Source organism: Ruegeria sp. AP12 (genome assembly GCF_056540025.1).
The window spans coordinates 209,411-230,639 of sequence record NZ_JBQFVZ010000004.1 but is presented as its reverse complement, the minus strand read 5'-3'; the positions used below and the strand labels follow the sequence as shown (position 1 = coordinate 230,639).

The 21,229-nt window shown below is 54.7% G+C and carries 19 protein-coding genes; 9 read left to right on the top strand and 10 right to left on the bottom strand.

Annotated features, from left to right (window positions below):
* Positions 1–7: 7 nt before the first annotated feature.
* Positions 8–949 carry a phytanoyl-CoA dioxygenase family protein gene (locus ACR0E6_RS13695; protein ID WP_480584306.1) on the bottom strand — a complete coding sequence of 314 codons (942 nt, stop codon included), beginning with the start codon at positions 947–949 and terminating at the stop codon, positions 8–10.
* A 241-nt stretch (positions 950–1,190) separates the two neighbouring features.
* Between ACR0E6_RS13695 and ACR0E6_RS13690 the strand changes: the two genes are divergently transcribed.
* The 3 genes from ACR0E6_RS13690 to ACR0E6_RS13680 all read left to right on the top strand — a co-directional run bounded on the left by ACR0E6_RS13690 (position 1,191) and on the right by ACR0E6_RS13680 (position 5,590).
* Positions 1,191–4,010, top strand: coding sequence for a glycosyltransferase (locus tag ACR0E6_RS13690; RefSeq protein WP_480584304.1), 2,820 nt, complete (start codon positions 1,191–1,193; stop codon positions 4,008–4,010).
* 169 nt (positions 4,011–4,179) lie between these two features.
* Positions 4,180–4,467, top strand: coding sequence for a hypothetical protein (locus ACR0E6_RS13685; RefSeq protein ID WP_170622490.1), 288 nt, complete (start codon positions 4,180–4,182; stop codon positions 4,465–4,467).
* Entirely contained in the window at positions 4,457–5,590 is a 1,134-nt protein-coding gene (locus ACR0E6_RS13680; protein ID WP_170622491.1) for a rhamnan synthesis F family protein, read from the top strand. The genes ACR0E6_RS13685 and ACR0E6_RS13680 overlap by 11 nt, the downstream gene beginning before the upstream one ends.
* A 56-nt stretch (positions 5,591–5,646) precedes the next feature.
* Here ACR0E6_RS13680 and ACR0E6_RS13675 read toward each other — a convergent pair whose 3' ends face one another.
* Positions 5,647–5,898 carry an LbetaH domain-containing protein gene (locus tag ACR0E6_RS13675; protein WP_170622492.1) on the bottom strand — a complete coding sequence of 84 codons (252 nt, stop codon included), beginning with the start codon at positions 5,896–5,898 and terminating at the stop codon, positions 5,647–5,649.
* Positions 5,899–6,620: 722 nt separating this feature from the next.
* Between ACR0E6_RS13675 and ACR0E6_RS13670 the strand changes: the two genes are divergently transcribed.
* Both ACR0E6_RS13670 and ACR0E6_RS13665 read left to right on the top strand, forming a co-directional pair.
* Positions 6,621–7,712 carry a glycosyltransferase domain-containing protein gene (locus tag ACR0E6_RS13670; protein ID WP_480584301.1) on the top strand — a complete coding sequence of 364 codons (1,092 nt, stop codon included), beginning with the start codon at positions 6,621–6,623 and terminating at the stop codon, positions 7,710–7,712.
* A complete protein-coding gene (locus ACR0E6_RS13665) occupies positions 7,709–8,611 on the top strand; it encodes a glycosyltransferase family 2 protein (protein WP_480584299.1) in 903 nt (300 codons plus the stop codon). Before ACR0E6_RS13670 ends, ACR0E6_RS13665 begins: the two co-directional genes overlap by 4 nt.
* A 56-nt stretch (positions 8,612–8,667) precedes the next feature.
* On the opposite strand, the gene rfbA is transcribed toward ACR0E6_RS13665, so the two are convergent.
* The 6 genes from rfbA to ehuD form a co-directional block, all read right to left on the bottom strand.
* Positions 8,668–9,534, bottom strand: coding sequence for a glucose-1-phosphate thymidylyltransferase RfbA (rfbA, locus tag ACR0E6_RS13660; RefSeq protein WP_480584297.1), 867 nt, complete (start codon positions 9,532–9,534; stop codon positions 8,668–8,670).
* A 3-nt stretch (positions 9,535–9,537) separates the two neighbouring features.
* Positions 9,538–10,416, bottom strand: a complete 879-nt coding sequence (gene rfbD, locus ACR0E6_RS13655) for a dTDP-4-dehydrorhamnose reductase (RefSeq protein WP_170622496.1) — start codon at positions 10,414–10,416, stop codon at positions 9,538–9,540.
* Complete coding sequence (rfbB, locus tag ACR0E6_RS13650) at positions 10,413–11,453, bottom strand: dTDP-glucose 4,6-dehydratase (RefSeq protein ID WP_480584295.1); 1,041 nt, start codon at positions 11,451–11,453, stop codon at positions 10,413–10,415. The genes rfbD and rfbB overlap by 4 nt, the downstream gene beginning before the upstream one ends.
* Positions 11,450–12,019 carry a dTDP-4-dehydrorhamnose 3,5-epimerase gene (rfbC, locus tag ACR0E6_RS13645; protein ID WP_480584293.1) on the bottom strand — a complete coding sequence of 190 codons (570 nt, stop codon included), beginning with the start codon at positions 12,017–12,019 and terminating at the stop codon, positions 11,450–11,452. The genes rfbB and rfbC overlap by 4 nt, the downstream gene beginning before the upstream one ends.
* 202 nt (positions 12,020–12,221) lie before the next feature.
* Positions 12,222–13,040, bottom strand: a complete 819-nt coding sequence (ehuA, locus tag ACR0E6_RS13640) for an ectoine/hydroxyectoine ABC transporter ATP-binding protein EhuA (RefSeq protein ID WP_480584291.1) — start codon at positions 13,038–13,040, stop codon at positions 12,222–12,224.
* Entirely contained in the window at positions 13,041–13,673 is a 633-nt protein-coding gene (gene ehuD / locus ACR0E6_RS13635) for an ectoine/hydroxyectoine ABC transporter permease subunit EhuD (RefSeq protein ID WP_480584289.1), read from the bottom strand.
* A gap of 98 nt (positions 13,674–13,771) precedes the next feature.
* Here ehuD and ACR0E6_RS13630 point away from each other — a divergent pair, with 98 nt between their 5' ends.
* The 3 genes from ACR0E6_RS13630 (at position 13,772) to ACR0E6_RS13620 (ending at position 16,954) form a co-directional block, all read left to right on the top strand.
* Positions 13,772–14,164, top strand: coding sequence for a hypothetical protein (locus ACR0E6_RS13630; RefSeq protein WP_480584287.1), 393 nt, complete (start codon positions 13,772–13,774; stop codon positions 14,162–14,164).
* A 404-nt stretch (positions 14,165–14,568) separates the two neighbouring features.
* Positions 14,569–15,750 (top strand): adenylate/guanylate cyclase domain-containing protein, encoded by a 1,182-nt coding sequence (locus ACR0E6_RS13625; protein ID WP_480584285.1) that lies wholly within the window; start codon positions 14,569–14,571, stop codon positions 15,748–15,750.
* Between the two features lie 181 nt (positions 15,751–15,931).
* Positions 15,932–16,954 carry a hypothetical protein gene (locus ACR0E6_RS13620; RefSeq protein ID WP_170630673.1) on the top strand — a complete coding sequence of 341 codons (1,023 nt, stop codon included), beginning with the start codon at positions 15,932–15,934 and terminating at the stop codon, positions 16,952–16,954.
* A gap of 102 nt (positions 16,955–17,056) precedes the next feature.
* Here the strand turns inward: ACR0E6_RS13620 and ACR0E6_RS13615 are convergent, their stop codons facing one another.
* A complete protein-coding gene (locus tag ACR0E6_RS13615) occupies positions 17,057–19,060 on the bottom strand; it encodes a DEAD/DEAH box helicase (RefSeq protein ID WP_480584283.1) in 2,004 nt (667 codons plus the stop codon).
* A gap of 620 nt (positions 19,061–19,680) precedes the next feature.
* On the opposite strand from ACR0E6_RS13615, the gene ACR0E6_RS13610 reads away from it, so the two are divergent.
* A complete protein-coding gene (locus tag ACR0E6_RS13610; RefSeq protein WP_480584281.1) occupies positions 19,681–20,031 on the top strand; it encodes a DDE-type integrase/transposase/recombinase in 351 nt (116 codons plus the stop codon).
* Positions 20,032–20,144: 113 nt separating this feature from the next.
* Here the strand turns inward: ACR0E6_RS13610 and ACR0E6_RS13605 are convergent, their stop codons facing one another.
* Positions 20,145–20,828: a DnaA N-terminal domain-containing protein gene (locus ACR0E6_RS13605; protein ID WP_170622504.1), complete on the bottom strand. Its 684-nt coding sequence runs from the start codon at positions 20,826–20,828 to the stop codon at positions 20,145–20,147.
* Positions 20,829–21,229: the final 401 nt, after the last annotated feature.

The window sequence follows — 21,229 nt, the reverse complement described above, 5'->3', positions numbered from 1 at the left end:
ATGCCGGTTACCAATACACCGGCGTCTGGTTCGTCGCGCAGTGCGACTTGGAAAAGAACCATGTTTCGATGGCATATCGCGGCTGCGTGTAACCCGGGTCCGACGATGTTGCGTGAAGGTTGAAGTGGTCAAAAAACAGCGCATCACCTGCGCCAAAATATGGTCTGACCGGTTTGATGTCGGGAAAGGTTTCGGCGACCGTTGCGCCTGAGATCGACCAGTTGAAAATCGCGCCATTCGTACCCGGCTTCAAAACCTTGGTCAGTCGCTTCGGAATCAAATCCATCCCGGGACTTTCGGTGCCTTCGCCGCAATCAGTCAAAGCGACCCAGACATTCAGGCTTTGAATGTTCTTGTTCATGAAGGCGCCATCCTGATGCCATTCAGCCTTATGCTTTAGTGGCGTGGCCCGGCGCAGCACGCATTTCTGGTAGGAAACGCATGGCTCGTCCTGAAAGTAGCGCTGTAAAATTTCCCGCAACCCGACGCGTTCAAAACTGTCGAACAGATTGTGCGAAACGAGCGGAGACAGAAATGTCTCGATCGAACCACTGTCATTCAGGAATACATGCGCCGTTTCTCTGTCTAACCCGGCTTCCTTGGTCAGAGGCATGAAGTAAGATTTCTGGGTCGTGCTACGATCGTCAGGCCCACCGTCCTGTGTGGCTTCTGCAAATGCTTTGGCCGAGTCCATGACCTCATCAATGTCTTTTTGGAACCGCAACGCCCGAGCCGGTTCAAAAAAGTTCCTGACGATTATCGCGCCGTAGTGATGCATCGCGCTGATGACAGCATCGCTTGTCAGCTCATGAATATCGACTTCCGGTATTCCATGCGGGCCCAAATCGAACAGGTTTTCGGGCGCCACGGGCCTGCCTCGCATCCACGAGGTGTTCAGATCGGTGTGCACGCTTTTACCTGCCATCACCCTTGAATCGCGCAGGCGCACCAAGTCGCCGATCTGACCGTCCTTGCGAAAAACCCCGGCTGCCTTCGAAACCTTCGCAACCAGCTCATCGTTCAGAACGGCCCCGTGCAAGGGCGATGGTACCTGTGTCATAAATGCGCGATCCCGTGATTCGTGTGGTTGTGTTGGTAAATTTACTCAATTACCACTCTGGGACGCGAGCAGAATTGAGAAAGTTCGGACGATGTCACCGAATACAAAAACACAGCGTCGGATAGATCAGTTGCTTCGGCACATCAGCGCGCTTGAAGAAGAACGTGATAAGCTGAAAGAGCGTGATCGCATCTATCAGGCGACGTTTGACAGGGTTACCGACAGCCTGAAATCCGAACGGCCGAAAGATGACGCCACGAAAGGTGCCTTTACCGGCCTGTCCATCGTTATCGCCTACTACGATATCCCCAGACAAATCGAACGGACCCTGATTTCGTGTTCACCGGACTATCAGGGCGTTTCTGACGGTGACATCGAGGTCATCATCATCGACAACGGCTCGAACGAACCGTTGCCTGCCGATCTTCAAGCCCGGTTTCCATTTGTCAGCCAGATCATCAGGGTGGATGGCCACCCCTCGCCCGTTTTCGGACTGAACCAGGGTATCGAAGCCGCCCGTCATGAGATGATCGCGCTGATGATCGACGGGGCCCATATGCTGTCGCCGGGTGTCGTCCGCAATTCCGGCGAAATCTACGAGAGATTCCAAAACCCGGTTATCAACGTACCTCAGTACATTCTGGGGGCTGAATCCCAGAACCTCACTCTGGCATCCGATGCATTTGAACGTGAGACCGAAGATCTGAAAGCGCTTGGCTGGCCCGCGGATGGCTATCGTCTGTTTGAATATGCGGTTTATCCGGGCGAGAACTATCGGCGCAGTTTTGTCGACGCCATCGAAACCAATTGCCTGATTACGACACGCAAAGTGTTTCAGGAAAACGGCGGCTTTGATGAGCGATACAGCGAGCCCGGCGCGGGGTTCGCAAATCTCGAGATTTTTTCGCGCCTTATCCATGAGCAGGACAACTGCTACATCATTCTTTCAGGCGAAGGCACGTTCCATCAGGATCACAGCGGCGTTACGACGCAAAAGTCACCGGAAGACCGCAACGCACTTGTCGCCGAATACAAGAACCGCCACGCAGAAGTCACCGGAAGCCAGGCCATCGTCAATGCGCGCAGCCCTATCCTGTACGGCAAAACGCGGCGCATGACGCAGCGTGTACCAACCATCTCAACCGAGTTCGGCAAAGCCAGCAACAAAGTTCTGTCTCAGTTGGCAGACGTCTATATCAGCCGTATCCGCGCGGGCATTACCGAAAAATACGAACCAACCCTGACCGTTGGTCTTGTGCCGGATGAACGAAGGGCGCGGCCCCATCTTGCCCCTTTGGGTCTGCTATCCGAAGCTGCGCGCCGCAACGGCGTTGAAGAAAAGAAGCTGAGTTACCTGAACTGCTTACGACAGGTTCATCGTCATGTACGGCCTGAAAGCTATTTCGAGATTGGCGTGGATACAGGGGCAAGCCTGAGTCTTGCCAACTGCCCCAGTGTAGGTGTCGATCCGGCGTTTACTCTGTCAAATCAGATTAAAGCTCCGGCGCGGCTGTATCGGGAAACAAGCGACGATTTCTTTGCCAACACGGACAGATGCAAGGCACTGTTCCCGCAAGGCATCGATCTTGCCTTCATCGACGGCATGCATCTGGCCGAATATGTGGTGCGCGACTTCATCGAAACCGAGAAATGGATGGGTCGCGACGGCGTTATTCTGATCGACGACGTGCTGCCGGACAAGATCGAGATGCTGGAGCGCGACCGCCGGTTCAACGCCTGGTGCGGCGACGTCTACAAGATCGTCCCGATACTCAGGCGCTACCGGCCGGATTTGTCCGTATCGGTATTTGAAACCTTTGTCGGGCCTTACCGCAAGGGTCTTGCCGTTGTCTCTGGCCTTGATCCCGACAACACCAAACTCAGGCGCCACTACAAGGAAATCGAGGCGGGGGTTCTGGGAAACACTTATGATGTCGCCTCGATCGAGGCACTGGACAAGGTGATGAAACCCGAACCGATTGCGGGTCTGGGCGCGGCAACCGGCCGACGACCTGTCCGAAATCTGGCGGCGTGTCTGGCGGATGGTCCCGTTGCAGATACTGCGACGGGATCTGAGGTTCCCGCCACCCCGCGCCTGTCGGTCGTAGTGATTGCACATGAGATGGCGCGGGAAATTCCACGCACACTGCGTACGCTGTCCGCCAAAATGCAAAAGGACATCTCGACGGATGATTACGAGATAATCATCGTGGACAACGGTTCCACCGACACGAGCGGATTTGCCAGCTGGGTTGAAACAACCCCCAATGCAAGGGTCATTTCCCTGCCAGCTGGCAATGTCTCCCCATGTCACGCCGTGAACATAGGGCTTGCCGCCGCCAAGGCGGATCAGATCGGCGTGTTCATTGACGGCGCGCGCATGGCATCACCCGGTATGCTGTCTCGCGCTTTGGATCAACTGAACACAGACCCAAATGCAATTGTCGGAACCTTCGGTTTTCATCTGGGGCACGAAGTGCAGGCCGATGCGGTTCTGTCTGGATATGACGCCCCTGCCGAGGATGCCCTTTTGGAAAACTCGGGATGGGAAGACGACGGGTATCGCCTGTTCGATGTTTCGGTATTCGCAAAATCGTCAGGCAAGGGTTGGAAGGTTCTTCCGTCCGAAGCAAACGCTGTCTTTATGCACAAGAAACTTTGGATAGAACTGGATGGGTTCGAGGAGCGCTTCCGCTCACCGGGCGGTGGTCTAGCGAACCTTGATCTGTGGAAACGCGCTTGCGAGAAACCGGGCGTGACGATTCATATGTTGCTGGGTGAAGGGACATTCCACCAGATACATGGTGGTGTTTCGAGCAATGCGCCGGTTTCAAAGCGACCTGCTTTCGACGCGGAATACGAAACGATCCGTAAGGCGCCGTACCGCCGCCCGGACGTTCCTGCCAATTTCGTCGGCTCTGAACGTGAAACGGCAAAACCGGTTTTGTGATCAGTTTTGAGTTCAGATCATGAACCAGCGAGACTATTTAGAGCATCGACGCACTGAAACATATGAGGAACCATACTTGCGCTGAAACAAATGCGCGTTCGACGAGACGAGTGCCTTAAGGCTACGTCGGCATTGCCGAATGGCCCTATAGGATCGATGATAGGTAAGAATGACTAAGCTGACTGAACGCAATAAAAAAGACTCGCTCTGGCAGCGCCATTGGGTTCCGCAGATCAAAAAAGCCGAGAACTGTCCGGCGTTCGACCAGAATTGTATGTCGCATCTTGCGGCTTCTGGACTGCCTGCGGCACATGCTATCCCTGAAAAAGACGGGCTTGTCGTTTGCAGTTTGCGTATCGGCAACATTCCGGTTGTGGACCGCTGGCACCTAATAGCCGTTTCGACGGCCGCAAAGCAGAACTGGCCCGAAACGGGTGCCAATCGCCATGCCAATTAGCCGGAGTGCAAAAATAAGAAGGGAACTTGTTCGGCCCGCCCGGCAACTCAGCCGCCTGATCTATCGATCCGCATCCAGCGTGTATTCGCCGTTTATTTACGACCATACCCAGCGGTCAAAGGTTCGAATCTCACCCGGCGCGGTCGCATTGAAGGATCATGTCTGCATTTATGTAATAGCTCCTTTTTTTGGATTGTGGCCATCAAGACTTGCTGCGTTGGACTACATGCTCGAAGCCGGAGTATCCCCTATCACGGTCTCGAACATGCCATTGTCGGAAAAAGACAAGGCATCCGTTTCCGAACGAAGCGCGATTGTAATTGAACGTCCAAACCACGGTTATGACTTCGGCGCGTATCGTGAGGCGAACCTGTACCTGCGGGATCGGCTGGACAGCTTGACGCGCTTGACGCTTCTGAACGACTCGACCTGGTTTCCGGCTCCGGGATCGCAGAACTGGTTCGCGTCCGTTGAACAAAGCCCGACAGATTTTATCGGTGCGACCTCCAATTTTGGAGGATCTACAATTGTCCCGAAATCGCTAACGCCGGAGCCCTGGGATTATGGTTCTTTTGCGTCCGGCTACCATCTTCAGTCCTTCGCCGTGTCCTTTTCACCGAACGTGCTGCGCAATCAAAGTTTTTTTGAGTTCTGGAAAAACTACCCATTGGTCAATGACAAAGACCTGACCGTAAAAAGGGGCGAAAAGGGCCTGACGAAATGGGCGCTTGAACAAGGCCTTTCAATGTCAAGCACCTATCCGGTTGAACAGCTTGACAACCTTCTGGCAAATTTACCCTTTGAACGTCTGCAACAGATTTCCGAGAATGTGATCGTCTTGGGTAATCCCAGATTTGAAACGTTAAAGCGTGAAGTCCTGCAAAGCTGCCCTGACGCCGAAACACTTCGATCGTTTCTTCTTGCGGCCGCGAGATGCTTGGGCGTTTCTTACGCATTGCCTGATTTCAACCTAAGAGAAATGCGGTTTCCGTTTCTGAAGAAAACACCCGTCTGGCATCAGCGGGAAGCGTCCGACATTACAATGAGGATCATCAACAGCTTTGGCGACACCTGGGACGTTGCGGAAGAAGCGCAGTATCTAAGGCGAACTCTGTTAAAATAATCTAGCAAGCTACCAACGGCACCTGCCGCGCTCGGTCGAAATCTGTCAGCCCGCCTTCAGGTTTTCGCGGCAGGAATATCCGAGGCGACAACGTCATTGGCCTTTATCCGTGCGCCGTTCCCGATGGTAATGGGGCCGATGATCTTTGCGCCCGTACCAATGCTCACACCCTTTCCAATCGTAGGGCCGACATAATCGCCGTCACGCAAGCCAATCGTTACAAAGGGTCTGATCGTGGCGCGCGCTCCGATATGAGTAATGCCGTCAATGACCACCTGCCCATGCGGCAAAACGATACCAGGGTCCATAACGACAGGGGCACCAATGTGCACCTGAGCAATCAGGATGGAAAGGCGTCGAAGGACGGTCGGTAAGATCGGAACCCCATGTGCGCGCAGTCGCGCGGCAGCCCGAATCAAAACAAGCGCGAGATACCCGTCAGCCTCCCAAATCATTCTTAGAACAACATGGGCGGCTGACCACTTTCTGCAAAGTTCGGCACTGTGCAAAGAGGCAGCGACAGCCTGTGCGTCTGCCAGAATTGCGGGGAAGAATTTGGGGTTCGCCCGACCGCGTTCTCTTAGGAATTCCCTTGGTGTCATATATGTACCCTCCGGCCGAGTAACCCTCACCCGATAATTGTTGATCACGTTTGGTGTTTCCAAGTAATGACCGGATTGCACAAAGACCACCAAAACCGATTGCGTGTCGATTTAGTGACACACGCATGCACACACGCGTGATATGCCTGATGGATCCGCCGGGCAGACCTTGAACTGACGTGCGCACCCACCTAGAAGTTTGGTCGCTCGCGGGGAACAAACAGCAGTAGTGTTGGTGATCCTCAGAGCGACTAGAGCAATACTGCAAAGCGGTTCGCGCATGCCCAAAGAAGTCTTGGATTTACGCGAGCTTTCCGTCGTCCTGCCGCGAAAGGCCGCTGCCTTTGAACGTGGCATCACACCGGTTAGCCTGCTGCGCGGTAAACAAGGGTAGCTGCATGGGATTGGCCAAATCAATCAACCGCCGGATGATGCTGGTCCGCGACGAAGACTTTCGGACGGCGCTCAAAGTGTTGCTTGCAAGGCGCAAGAAACGGCGTCAGTTCGAGCTTGAGAAGTTTGGCCGGTACCTAACTGAAGCGGGCTTGGGTCAGGATGATACAAATGCAGCAGAGTTTTTTGCCGCGTCTGCATCCAGTCACCTAGACCGGGAATGGTACGCGCAAGTAAATGGTCTGCCGTCTGCCAAAGACGCCCTGTCGCACTACAAATCGGACGGGGTAAAGTTTGCCCTGGCACCGTTCAAGGAACTGGCAGCTGAAGATGGCAAAACCCTGTCGATGTGGGGTATTGAGTACCTTGTGCGCATGGGATTTCCCTTGGGTGACACCGGAGATCAGCCCCTGCGCCCCGATGACCGCCGGGCGTTGGACCCCTTTAGCCTAACGAACAGCAACAAAAAGCGTATTGCTGTTGTAACGGCAATTTTCGGTCAATTTGACTCGCTTGTTCCGATCGATCCGGCTTGGAAAGAAACTGCTGACTTCTTTGTGTTTTCAGATCGGGCATATGATGCAACCGGCGGATGGCAACAGGTACACGCGCCGTTTCACCATGCGGATACCCGCCGCAAGGCCCGGTTCACAAAGCTGAACCTTCCGGCATTTTTCTCCGACTACGAATGGGTGATCTGGATCGACGGCAACATAAGGATGTGTCATGGTCCAGAAGATATTTTGAACTCGCTGGATCCCGAGTCCTTCGATTTTGCGACCTTCCGACATCCTGACCGTCAAGGTTTGATGGCCGAGGCCGCAAAATGCGTGCAACTTGCCAAAGACGATCTGCGCACGATGGCGCTTCACCTGAGCCAGAACCAATCCCACCCAGCGTTTCGCGACACTGATCTGTATGAAACTATGGTTATGGTTTTGCGCCCTTCGTCTTCGAAAGTTCGGCAGATGTGCAACAGTTGGTGGCGGATGCTGGCACGCGGCTCGAAACGCGACCAGGTTTCATTGCCTTTGGCCATTGCAGAAACACCCGATTTACGCGTCAAACACTTGCCCGGTGACATGCGGTCATCCGCGTATTTCGCGCGTACGAGGCATCGCGCATGAAAAGAAACAAAACTCCGACCCCGGCCGAGGTTATTGTCTGCGTCCACAACAGTTTTGACGATGTGCAAGCCTGCATCCAATCTGTTCTCGTCACACTCAGGAACGATGACAGGCTTATCATTGTAGATGATGGATCCGAGACGGAAACGCAGAAACTGTGTGAGGGATTTGCTGCCAGCAATCCCGGCAACTGCCACTTGATCCGTCGACCGCAAGGCAGCGGGTTCTGCAAGGCGGCAAATGCCGGAATGCGGTATTCCACTGCTGATATGATTGTTCTGCTCAACAGCGACACAATTGTAAGCGGTGATTGGCTAAATCGTCTCGATGCCTGCTTAAACTCAAATTGGAAGATCGGGTTGGCCGGACCATTATCGAACGCGGGGGGCTGGCAGTCCATTCCTTTCCTGCCGGGGCCAGATGCACGGCCAAACGAAGTCCCCTCAAACGGCGAAGTGATCGGTGCCATACATACACTATGCGGTGAATTCGCCGAGCGTTTTGGCTATCCGGTTGTCGAGCAGCTGAATGGATTCTGCCTTGCGATCAGTCGGCCGGTGCTGGACGCCATCGGGATGTTCGACGAAGAACGTTTTCCAATGGGCTACGGCGAGGAAAGTGATTTTGTCCTGCGGGCGCAGGATGCCGGTTTTCTGTGCGCTGTATCAATTGACTGCTTTGTTTTCCATTCAAAAACAAAGAGCTACACGTCCGAGCAACGTCTAAAATATAACGACGCAGGCCAAAAAAACCTGAAAGCTCTACACGGGGAACACCGGATTCGGAACGCGGTGTTAGGCACCCAATATCACCCGACCCTTGTGACGATCCGCAATGAAACCCAATCTTCCTTTGAGCAGAACGGTTGGCTTGATGCGGGCAAAGGACAAACCGCTTAAGCGCACGAAATGATTGGTCAAGTACCCGTCTTGGGTGCTCGACCTCGTCTTGCGGCCTAACCCAACAGGGACTTCAGGTATTCGCCATAGGTGGATCTGGCGAACAGCTTTGCGCGTGCCTCCAGTGCGGCGTCATCTACCCAGCCGTTCAGCCAAGCGATTTCGTCCAGGCTGCCGGTCTGCATACCCTGACGGTCTGTCAGGGTTCGCACGAAATTACCTGCATCCAAAAGTGAGCCATGGGTTCCGGTGTCCAACCAGGCAAAACCACGACCCATGGTCGAAACGTTCAGCAGACCGTCATGCAGGTACATTTCCAGCAATGACGTAATTTCCAACTCACCGCGTTCGGACGGTTGCACCTGACGGGCACGGGCCGGTGCATCGCCGTCCAGAAAGTAAAGCCCCGTCACAGCGTAGTTCGATGGTGGAACTATGGGTTTTTCAACGATACCACGCACCTTGTCACCGTTGAAATCGACGACCCCATATCGCTCGGGATCGGCAACGCGATAGGCGAATACTGTCCCGCCGCTTTCCTGGGCATCCGCCTCTTGCAGCAACTCGGGCAGACCATGACCAAAGAAAATATTGTCGCCGAGGATCATCGCGGACGGCGCACCATCCAGAAAATCCTCGGCCAAAGTATAGGCTTGCGCCAGGCCTTCGGGCGACGGTTGCGTAATCCAAGTGAGTGACAAACCATACTGACTGCCATCGCCCAGCAGTCGCTGGAATTGTTCTTGATCCTGTGGCGTGGTGATGATCGCAATCTCGCGGATCTGCGACAGCATCAGAACGCTCAGCGGATAAAAGATCATCGGCTTGTCGTAGATCGGCAGTAACTGCTTTGAGACCGCTGTGGTGATCGGATACAGCCGCGTTCCCGACCCTCCGGCCAGAATGATCCCTTTTCGTTGCATGTCCTATCCTTCTCCGGCGGGGCCGTTTGCCACCTTCATCTCGGATAACACATCCGAAAGGCCTGCTTTCCAGGCAGGTCGTCGAAGTCCGTAAATCTTTTCGATACGCCCGCAGTCCAGACTTGAATTCAAAGGCCTGCGCGCCGGGGTCGGGTATTCCAATGTCGGAATATCAACGATGCTGGTGGCCAGTCCGGCTTGCGCGACGATTTCGCGGGCGAAATCGGCCCAACTGACATCCGGGGCCCCGCTATAGTGAAACAGGCCTCCGTCGGCGCGCTGCCCGGATTTGGCAATGGTCAAAAGCGCATCAGCGATATCTGCGGCGGGCGTCGGACCGCCAATCTGATCCGCCACGATTGTCAGCTGATCGCGGGTTTCGGCCAACCGCAGAATGGTTTTGACAAAGTTGTTGCCATGGGCCGAAAATACCCAGCTCGTTCGCAGGATGGCGTACCACCCGCCAGCTTGCGCGATCTGGCGTTCGCCGTCCAGCTTGGTCAGGCCATAGACACCCAAAGGGCCAGTCGGATCCTGTGTGGACCGGGGAGTATCGGAAGATCCGTCAAAAACATAATCGGTTGAAACATGCAGGAAAGGCAGATCGCGCTGCGCTGCTGCCCGAGCCATTTCTCCCGGTGAGTCTCCGTTGATCAGCCGTGCGTGATCCGCCTCATCCTCGGCCTTGTCGACTGCTGTGTAAGCGGCAGCGTTTATGATCACCGCCGCATCAGTTTGTTCGATGACGGCTGCACAAGCCAGTGGGTCGGTTAAGTCAGCCCGAGATCGATCCAGCGCTTCAACCGAAATTCCATGCGTCCCGGCACGCCTGCGCAACTCTGTGGCGACCTGACCATTGCGACCGAAAACCAGCGCTTTCATCTGACAACCCCAAGCCGCTTGCCCACACCGCTGCGCGTCTTAAGCGCATTCAACCACGCAGCATTGTCCTGATACCACCGAACCGTCTGCTCCAACCCGGTTTCCGGGGTATAGGATGGACGCCAGTTCAGCTCGTTCCGGACGCGGGTCGGGTCTATGGCATAACGACGGTCATGACCGGGCCGATCAGGAACATAGGTTATCAGATCGGCATAAGGCGTTTGACCCGGCTTCAACCGATCGAGAATGGCACAGAGCATTTTGACCAGTTCAAGGTTGGTCATCTCATTCTCACCGCCAATGTTATAGCTGCGGCCCAGCTCACCCTTTTTCAGCACCAGCAACAGCGCCTCGGCATGATCTTCGACATGGAGCCAGTCGCGGATATTGTCCCCTGCCCCGTAAATCGGAATAGGCTTGCCCGATAGCGCGTTCAGAATCACGACCGGGATCAGCTTTTCGGGAAACTGGAATGGACCGTAATTGTTCGAACAATTGGTGAAAACCACTGGCAATCCGTAGGTTACATGCCAGGCGCGAACAAGGTGATCAGACCCTGCCTTCGAAGCCGAATAAGGCGAGTTAGGCCGATAGGGGCTGTCTTCAGTGAAAAGACCTTTCTCACCCAAGGACCCAAAAACCTCATCTGTCGAGACATGGTGAAAGCGGAAGCTTTCTGGTCGGCCGGCATTCACCCAATAATTGCGCGCCGCTTCAAGCAGAACATAGGTTCCGGTGATGTTGGTGTCGATAAAGGCCGCGGGTCCGTCGATTGAACGATCGACATGGCTTTCGGCAGCCAGATGCATGACTGCGTCTGGTCGATGACGGCTGAGAATTTCGGCCATCGCATCCGCGTCCCGGATGTCGGCGTGCTCAAAAGAGTAACCCTGCGCCCCAGCAACCGACGCGACATTTTCCAAACAGGCCGCATATGTCAGCGCATCCACATTGACGACCGAGTGACCTTCGGAAATAGCGCGCCGGATCACGGCAGAGCCAATGAAACCCGCACCGCCTGTCACCAGAATTTTCATGACGCGCCCTCAATCGAGAACGGAGAGTCGAGGTCCCGCAGATTTGGCGCTGCTTTATCTTTCTCTGACAATTGCGGCGCGGCACCGACCTGCGGCCAGATGATACCAATATCGGAATCGTCCCACCGAATGGACCGTTCCGTTTCCGGTGCATAGATGTCCGAACACTTGTAGACAATCTCGGTTTCCGGCTCCAACGTCATGAAACCATGGGCAAATCCGGCGGGGACCAGCAACATTCGGCCATTCTCAAAGCTAAGCTCTTCGCCGACCCAATGACCAAATGTGGGTGACCCCTTGCGGATGTCTACCGCCACGTCGAACAGTCGACCGCGCCCGCATCGCACAAGCTTGGCCTGCGCTTTTGGCGGGGCTTGGAAGTGCAGGCCTCGCACGGTTCCGGCAGCGCTGGACAGCGAGTGGTTGTCCTGCACGAAGACCGTGTAGATTCCACTGGCCGTAAACCTGTCCAGGTTATAGGTCTCTTCAAAAAAGCCCCGATGATCGCCAAACCGACTGGGCGTGATCAGTTTCACATCCGGAATGGCAAGAAGCCTAATCTCCATCGTCCCAGTTGCCTCGTTCAAATAGTGCCGTACCACTGATTTGTGTGGTCATCTCATACCCGCGCGACAACGCAAAGGTTTTTATCCGCGCTGGCAGTTGCACTGCGGAGTAACCACGCGTCATTCCGCAAGGCCCTACCGAGAGCTTTGTGAATTCTGGTATGGCTGGGTTTCAGTAGGATGGCTGCGGTCAGGTGTTCGCTCAGTTCGATTCCAAAACTGCGTTCAGGAATTGTTGCGTGCGTTCCCGTTGTGGGTTTTCGAACAACTCCCCGGGGGTCGCCTGTTCTTCGATTGCGCCGTTGAAGAAGAAACAGACCCTGTCCGAGATGTCCTTGGCGAACCCCATCTGATGCGTGACCATCAGCATGGTCAGGTTATGGGCATCTACCAGTTTACGGATGACATTGGTCACCTCGCCGATCACCTCGGGGTCCAGCGCAGATGTGACCTCGTCAAACAACATGACCTTGGGGCGCATCGCAAGGGCGCGGGCGATGGCGACGCGCTGCTGTTGTCCACCCGACAGGCGCGAGGGGTGCTGATCGCGTTTTTCGGCCATGCCGACCATCTGCAGCAGCTCCATCGAGCGTTCTTCGGCCTCTTTCCTTGGCAGGCCCAGAACCTGAACCGGCCCTTCCATGCAGTTTTGCAGGGCGGTCATGTGCGGGAACAGGTTAAAGTGCTGGAAACACATGCCGATCTTGCTGCGAATGCGCCGGATATGGGCCGGGTTGGCGGGCACCAGAACGCCGTCCTTTTCCATATGCGTCAAGGGCTCCCCATCGACATAGATGACCCCGCCATTGATGGTCTCCAGCGTCATCAGCATCCGCAGAACGGTGGTTTTTCCCGATCCCGACGGGCCGATGATCGTCACCATCTCGCCCGCGTCGATATCCAGGTTCAGATTGTCGAGCACCGTCAGAGCGCCATAGCTTTTGCGCACGTTCTGAAACCGGACCATGGGGATGTCGTCACCTTCCAGACGCAAGGGGTACTGGCTCATGTCTTCGGTCATTTATCTCATTCCCATTTTGCGGCGTACCCATTTTTCGAACTGGGCGATCAGAAACGCGGTCGGCAGCGAGATCAAAAGGAAAATCACCCCCACCATGGTATAGGGTTCAAGGTAGCGATAGCTTTGGGCCCCAACTGCATTGGCGGTATGCATCAACTCGGCCACGCCGATCACGGATAGCATCGGTGTGTCCTTGAAAATACCCACCAGATAATTGCCCATTCCCGATACGGCTGGTGGCAGCGCCTGCGGGATGATGATGCGGCGATAGGTCTGCGGGACCGGCATGTTGATGGCCGTCGCGGCCTCCCACTGGCCTTTTGGCACGCTTTCGATGCCGCCGCGATAGACCTCGGACAGGTAGGCCGCATAGTGCAACCCGATGGCGATCAAACCGGATGTCCAGGGCGACAGGTTGATCCCGAATTGCGGGCCCACATAGAAAACAAAGAACACCTGCAACAGCAGCGGGGTCGAGCGGATGAACTCGACAAATTCCCGCACGCACAGGGGCAGGATGCGGTAAGGCGTGCGCTGCGCCAGTGCAAACACAAGCCCCAGCACCACGGCGATGGCATATCCTCCGCCCGCAGCCAGCAGCGTTTTGCCCGTTGCGTCGATGAAACGCGGCAATTTAAATTGATCTTGAAACCAACAATGACAGAGTATCTAGCATGGTTGTCACACCATCAACAGTCTGGCTTAAGGCTCTTGTACGGGGATCGTTGGAAATGGAAGACACTTCAGTTCGTACGTCGGTACTAGAAGCGATAGACAGCGAAATAAGGGCTTCGAAAAAGCAGCAAAAGATCTATTGGCTGCTCTCTACAGTGCTTCTGCTGGTGGTCATAGTTGCCGGTGCATTGGCCACGTTCCTGTCCGCCGTCAAAATAGACAACAATATCCTGACGGCGGCATTGGCCTTGTGTACAACGATTTTCGGAACCATCGAGAAGAACTTTGGGCTTGCGCAGAAAGCCTCGGGCTATCGTAAGGTGAAAGCACATTTTCAGAACTTGAAACTGGATATGCTGCAGACAAAGCCAGACGAGCCGGTCCCGGCAGAAGTATTCAAGAAAATCAAAGAGCTCAGGTTGCTGAAGGCGGAACTTACGGATGACTAGGGAACGCCGGAAGCACATTGACCTCATGCGATCTCTTGCTTCCGGAAACAGTGGCCAAACCAGCTGTACGGACATCTAAGCAAAGGTAAAATCTTGTATCCGTCGAATTCACCTGCGGCGGGTCCAAACTGACATTTCCGGCGTGACGACCCAAACCCCCTATCTGTCCCGGCAAAAAATTGTCGGAGGTGTATCATCCTTTCCATGAACAGCGCTGTCAAAGCTCTGAGGGGGTTTACCGTGTGCCAGGTTCATTTTTCCGACAGGTGAACTCCTCTCACCCAAACTAAAACCTGGTACCGCGCGCCGTTACCTTTTGTTGATACAGCATCGGAAATCTGCCAGCATACTTTTCGGAAACGACCTAATTCGAAACCAATGAATGTATTTATTGCGAGTTTAGCGTGCACAAGAATTCAAGGCGATTATTGACAATATTGGCGGCAGATGTCGCCGGATTCACAAAACTCGTTTCTGAGGATGAAGAAGCCACCCTCCATCGCCTTGCAGAGCTTCGCTCGATTATGGATCCGATTATCGAGTCTTACGGAGGCAGGATTGCGAACACGGCTGGCGATAGTGTTCTGGCGTGTTTTGACAATCCCACCGGCGCGGTGGAAGCCGCTATTTCTATTCAAGAACAACACAATGCCAACAACGCTCAGCTTAGAACAAGCGACCGCATGAGGTACCGGATCGGTATCAATATTGGTGAGGTAGTTCAGCAACCCAACGGTGATTTGTTGGGTCACGGAGTGAATGTAGCATCCAGGCTTGAGACGATTTCGGAACCTGGCGGCGTCTGCTTGGCTGAAAACGTTATTGAGCAAGTCAAAGGAAGCCTGGACTATCGGTTCACAAAGATCGGCGAGCATTTTGTCAAAAACCTTGATCAACCGCTAAAGGTGTACAAGGTAGGTGAGGCCACCTTGCCAACCTACGAGAAGGCCGCGCGTAGACTTCAGGCATGGGTTCGTGGGCAGTACTTCTTGCCCCTCTTGTTCGCGGTTGTCTTAGTATCTATTGGCTTCTCAGCCTTTGCCCTTCTGTCAAACAAATCCGACGAAGCCAAAAGTTTTGACCCTGAATACCTCGAGGATTTTCTGACCTTAGATCCATCTCCCGAAGAGTTGCTCGAATTTTTTGATTTGGTAACCGTCGGCGAATACGAGAATTCGACTTACTACGTAATCAGAACGTGGGGCGCAGAATTTGAGAGTCTTGAAAAGGTTTCCGAAGCCTTGGGTGGACACCTCGTTACCATCACTGACGAAGAAGAAAACGACTTTGTGTATCAACTGACGCTGGAAGATGAGGGGCACTGGGCGTTTGAGGGAAACCTCGCTCTGGGACCATTAATTGGCTTGGTGCAGGACCCCGAAGGCGCAGAGCCTGATGGTGGCTGGGGATGGGCAAATAATGAGCCCATGAATTTCTCCAATTGGAAGCGGGGTAGTCCCGACAACAGCAGCGGCAACCAGGATTTCGGAAATTTTCAAGGCCCTAATGTTCCCAAAACCAGCCCTCTTTGGAACGACACAACAATATGGAAGCGTTCGTTCATAGTTGAGGTTCCCAAACCCTAACTCCGAAATGCGCCAGTCACAGTTTTGCGGAAGTTTCATATTTCAAGCGTGGTGCTTGACTGAATCCAAAACACCTCACTAGCATCAGTGAAAAGTATTCTAGTGGAGTATAGGTGATATGCGGTCTTTTTTCGCTTTATTTTTAATATGTTGTGTTTGTTTTTTTGGCGCAAAACCCGTGATGGCCGATTTCGCAAACGCCCAAAAAAGACTGGAATTCTTCTCCGCGAATAGTTCCTACAGAAATGCCTGGTGCCCAGAACGTAAACCTTCCAAATTCACAACCGCACCAATCACTCAACCCTTCAAAACGGCATCCGGCAAAGACCGACCTCCCGCTGTTTTCATGAATGAACTCGGCGCAGCAAATTCCCATCTACTCCGTACCGGTTCCAAGGCGGACGCCAACCAGATCGCCGATCAGCTTGCGGCAGCCGCTCAGGCCAGATCATTCGAAAAGCAAGGTTTGTACGATGGCGTGAAGATAGACGCAGCCTGGTGGCAAGCGAACATTCTGCTCAACTTGTCGATGGTGCACAGTTCACTAAGCGCAATTCTGGGAAAAAATGACCCGAGAGTTGTCGCAATTGCGGATTGGGGAGATCGACTTGCGGCAAGGGCAGGCTCAGTAGGCGGTTTCGAGCAGATGTACGGTAAAGAAGGCCATGCCGCCCGTGCGGCTGGACTTTTGGCGTGGGGTGCAGAAACAGGTAATCGAAAGGCGTTCAAAAAAGGTGAAAGAGATCTAGCATATCTGGCGCGGCAAATGCGCCCTAACGCCCCTTTGGCCGGTACATTTGACCAAGCTCGCAACAAACGTCCGGCCAAACGGCAACTACATTACACGTTCATCACGTACGGGTACCTCGTGATTGCGATGGATGCATCGCGGCGTGGCGGTGGAAAAGGCTTTCGACATAAGAGCCGTCAGACAGATATCCATGGAGCATTGGTATGGCTTGTTCAGTCATCCGCAGCGCCGAATAACCCAGTTGGCTTAAGCGGTCCCCAAGATACCTTTTTCTGGACTACGCGAAGCGATAGGTACCACAACCTCGCTTGGGCGGAGGCTTATCTTCGTAACTATCCCAACACCCAAGCAGGATTGCTTTTGAAAAGAAAACTCAAAGGTCAACGTTCGCGCGGCGTGTTTGCCGGGTGGTATGGTGGCAACCTGACCTGTTCTCTTGGCCCCGGCAGTTAGGGCCAATCAAATATCGTGAGTGTCGCTTGCTTCCCCTGCCACGCCTGCGGCGTTCTTAGGACATTCGCGTCTCAGAGTGAGTCACGTAGTACCCGAAGCAAATTAGGTCTTTCGCCGTTTCGGAACCGCATCGCCGCCTTTTCCGGCCTTGGCCGCGGCAGCACGTGCGAGGTTCTTTTTGCTGTTTGGCTTCCCCTTTGGCGGCGGTGGGCCTTTTGAGGCGCCTCGGGTCGATTGCGTATCGCCGCCTTTGGGTGCAGCGCCACGGGCTTTGCGGTTTTTTGGTTTTGCCCCCGCCGCCTTGAACAGACCATCCCCGTCGCCTGTCCGAGCGTCGCGGCGTTCGTTTCTGTCAGAATGCTCAGGTTCCGGGCGTCGCTTCTTTGATTTGAAAGGCTCACGACCCTCGGGATCGGGTTTGCGACGATGCGGGGCTGTGGCCTGATCCCGTTTTACCTGATCGGGGCCTTTTTTCGGCCCAAACGGTTTGCCCTTGTGCTTGCGATTGGGTCCGGCCCGACCGGTTGCTGATAAGTCCGGGGCTTGATCCAGACGCACGAGGTCTTTGGTCTTTTCGATCTTCATATCGGGCCCAATGGCCGCCAGAAAACCTGCGACACTGGTCTCGCGGATTTCGACATAGGTCACGTCATCTGCAATCCGAATGGCCCCGATATCGTCTTTGGTCAGATCCCCGGCCTTGCAGATCATTGGCAACATATGACGCGGCGAGGCATTCTGATTGCGCCCCTCGGACAGCGAAAACCAAACGCTTGGGCCAAACGCCGCGCGTGGTTTCGGAGCGGGTTGATCGACCGCCGCCAGCTCTTCCGGTGCGGAATGGCGCAGCTTGTACTGACGCAGATAGGCCGCCGCGATCTGCTCGGGCGTGAACCCCTCAACCAGTTTCCGAACCGAAGGACGTTCGCTTTCCGTGATCTCTGCCAGCCAGTCATCTGAGGCAAGCATCCGGGCCTGATCGCGTTCGTTCACCTCGTCGGCGGACGGGGCCGTTCCCCAATCCGCCGTCAGTTTTGCGAATTTCAGAATGCGTTCCGCCTTTTTCCGCGACGAAGGTTCAACGACCAGCGCGCTGACACCCTTGCGTCCGGCGCGGCCCGTCCGGCCAGAACGGTGCAACAGGGTTTCGTGGCTGTTTGGCAATTCGGCATGGACCACCAGATCAAGGTTCGGCAGGTCGATGCCCCGAGCCGCCACATCCGTTGCAACGCAAACCCGCGCGCGCCCGTCGCGCATGGCCTGCAAGGCATTCGACCGCTCGCTCTGGGTCAATTCGCCCGAGAGCGCGACGACGGAAAGCCCCCGGTTCGAAAGACGCGCGGTCAGGCGGGACACCATCGCGCGGGTGTTGCAGAAAACGATGGCATTTGGTGCCTCATAGTAACGCAGCACATTGATGATCGCGTTTTCCCCGTCGCGCGGGGCCACCATCATGGCGCGATACTCGATATCCGCATGCTGGGTCTGTTCGCTGACGGTGCTTACGCGTTCCGCATCGCGCTGATACCGCGTCGCAAGATTGGCAATCGCGCGCGGCACAGTGGCGGAAAACAGCAGGGTCTGACGGTTTTCGGGTGTTTCATCCAGAATGAATTCCAGATCCTCACGGAAGCCCAGATCCAGCATTTCGTCGGCTTCATCCAGCACCACTGCACGGATGGCTGTCAGGTCAATCGAGCCCCGCATGATATGGTCGCGCAACCGCCCTGGAGTGGCAACAACGATATGCGCACCCCGCGCCAGTGCGCGCCGCTCGTCCCGGATATCCATACCGCCCACGCATGAGGCCAGATAGGCACCCGCATCGGCGTAGAGCCAGCCCAGTTCACGCTTGACCTGCAACGCCAGTTCCCTTGTCGGTGCGACAACCAAAGCCAGCGGGGCACCTGATGCCCCAAGTTTTTCACCTTCGCCAAGTACCTTATGCGCAATCGCCAGACCAAAACCGATGGTTTTACCCGATCCGGTTTGAGCCGATACCAGCATATCGCGCCCTTCCAGCTCGGGCCGGGTCACAGCCTGCTGGACCTGGGTCAGAGTATCATAGCCCTTGCGCGCAAGCGCATCTGCAATGGTTTGTTTCACGGTGGTGGTTCTTTGTATCGGCCAGGTGATGTGGCTGCGCGGTATTGCAATCAGCGCATCATCCAAGGGTAAAGACCGCCCCTTAACCGGTGTTATTCCCATTGTATAGATAAGAACCGGGGCAAATCCTCTGAAAAGCGTAAATGCAGGTCAGCCCTGCCGTCACGTATTTGGATGCATAAGGCCAGCCAATGCCGGCCTTCGTTCAAACATGGTGTGGGGCCGGTCGGCTGAACTTCGGGCAAATCGGCTCGACTTCCCACGCGCAGGAAGCCCGCGATGATACCGCTTTTATGCATTCATGGCCTCTTGGGTAACGCGCTGCACGATTCCATGTCACAGACTCCATGCTTTTATTATGTGCATAATATAATGTTTTTGAGCATTACATATGCGACAACATGAGGCCAAAATATCACCGACGGCTATCGGGATGTGTCGCAAACTATGAGACACAATTGACGAACATGCGTGATCTGACGTTTGTTCCCGTCGAATAGCTTTTCAAACGGTTTCGGCATGATTTCGTTGAAAGGCTGTCATTTCCCAAGGATGCAACTTTGCACACTGCGTACTTCTATCTGCGGTACACGGTGTCCTATCGTAACTTCTAAGAGATCATGGCTGAACGCGGCGTGCAGGTGGACCACACTACCCTCAACAGGTGGGTTGTTAAGTACTCACCAATAATCGCGGGGCGCGCGCAATCGAAGAAGCGACCAACACTGAGTTCCTGGCGCATGGGCGGGATCTATGTTCGTGTTCGCGGCAAATGGATGTACCTTTATTGGGCGGTCGACAAAGCTGGAACGGCCCTTGATATCATGTTGCCTGGGCAGAGGAACCGTCCAGTGGCAGCCAGGTTCTTTGCCAAAGCTCTGTCTTCTAATGGAATTCCAGACAAGATCGTCATTTACGAAAGTGGAGCCAACGCGGCAGGCATTCGGCTATTTGCCAAGATCGCAGGATAGGTGTTTCCAGTAAGTCGCTGGCACTGGCCGCTCCAAAAATTTTTGCCATATCCATGTTTGATAGGGTGGCCCTTCACACACATATTAAAGCCAAATGTGTCGCTTGGGCGGTGCTATTCTGCTGCCTCGAAGCGCAGGCTACGCACCTCTGGGTCAACGCGGCCGTAGGCAGAGAGCAGACGCCCGGACCACTTCTGTGCTATGTAGTCGGCCATAAACCGAGACGGTGCCATCAGAGTCACCACGCCCCCTGCCCTGTCGGCCTCGGTCAGATGCTGGAACCAGCTGGACCAAAGCTCGGGATCGCGCCCGTGCAAAATGGTCTGAACCTGCGTCCAGACATCCGCGCCGCTCGAATCGGGTGCAGGTGGCTTCACCTTGAATGGCACGATATTGGTGTCACCCTTCGGCTCTTCGGTCATCCGCGCCTGGAAATCGGGGCCGATTGTGGGCCAGACCTCGGAGGTGTCCACCATCACCTGCTTCAGATCAAACTCATAAACTGCAACGCGACCACGGGCTGCCGGACGTTTGACGGTGATCCAACCCATTGTTTTCAGCTTGGCCATTTCGCGTTTTACGGTCCGTTCGTTCACCGACCAGAGCCGGGCGATCTCTTCCCGGCCAATCGACAGCTCATTGCTGCGCCAGTTATAGCGGGTGGTAATCAGAGCGATAACGCGGAGAATGCTGCGCTGGCGGTGCTTGTCGCCGGATAGGGCGTGCACGGTCAACGCCGAGAGAATGTCATATTTAATAGCGGGCGCATTTCGCCCGACCGGTTTTGCAACCTGCATCCCTATTCTCACCGTTCTATCTGCCTCGGACGGATGGCACCGCCTAAATCGCGTCGTTTTCCAACGCTTTTCGTCGTATTGGCCTGATTAGCGTCCAAACCGACGATTCTGTCAAGCGGAGTCTGATTTGAGCGGGAGTGTGATCCAAATCCAAATCCAATTTCAAAAAGAAAATGGGTGAAGTATTGGTGATGGGGGACAGGTTGAGAGTCCCCCTATTTCCTTGTTATGTCCCCCTAAATGGGGTGGTTCTACCGATTTCGTCCCCCTAAATACTGACGCTGGCAACGTTAGCCGGGCGGCGTTGGAGGCAGACGACCCCCGAATCAGTCGGTGGCTGGGAACCCCTTGTTTTCTTACCCGTGGGTACGATTGTTCACTCATCATATTTCCTTTTGCGA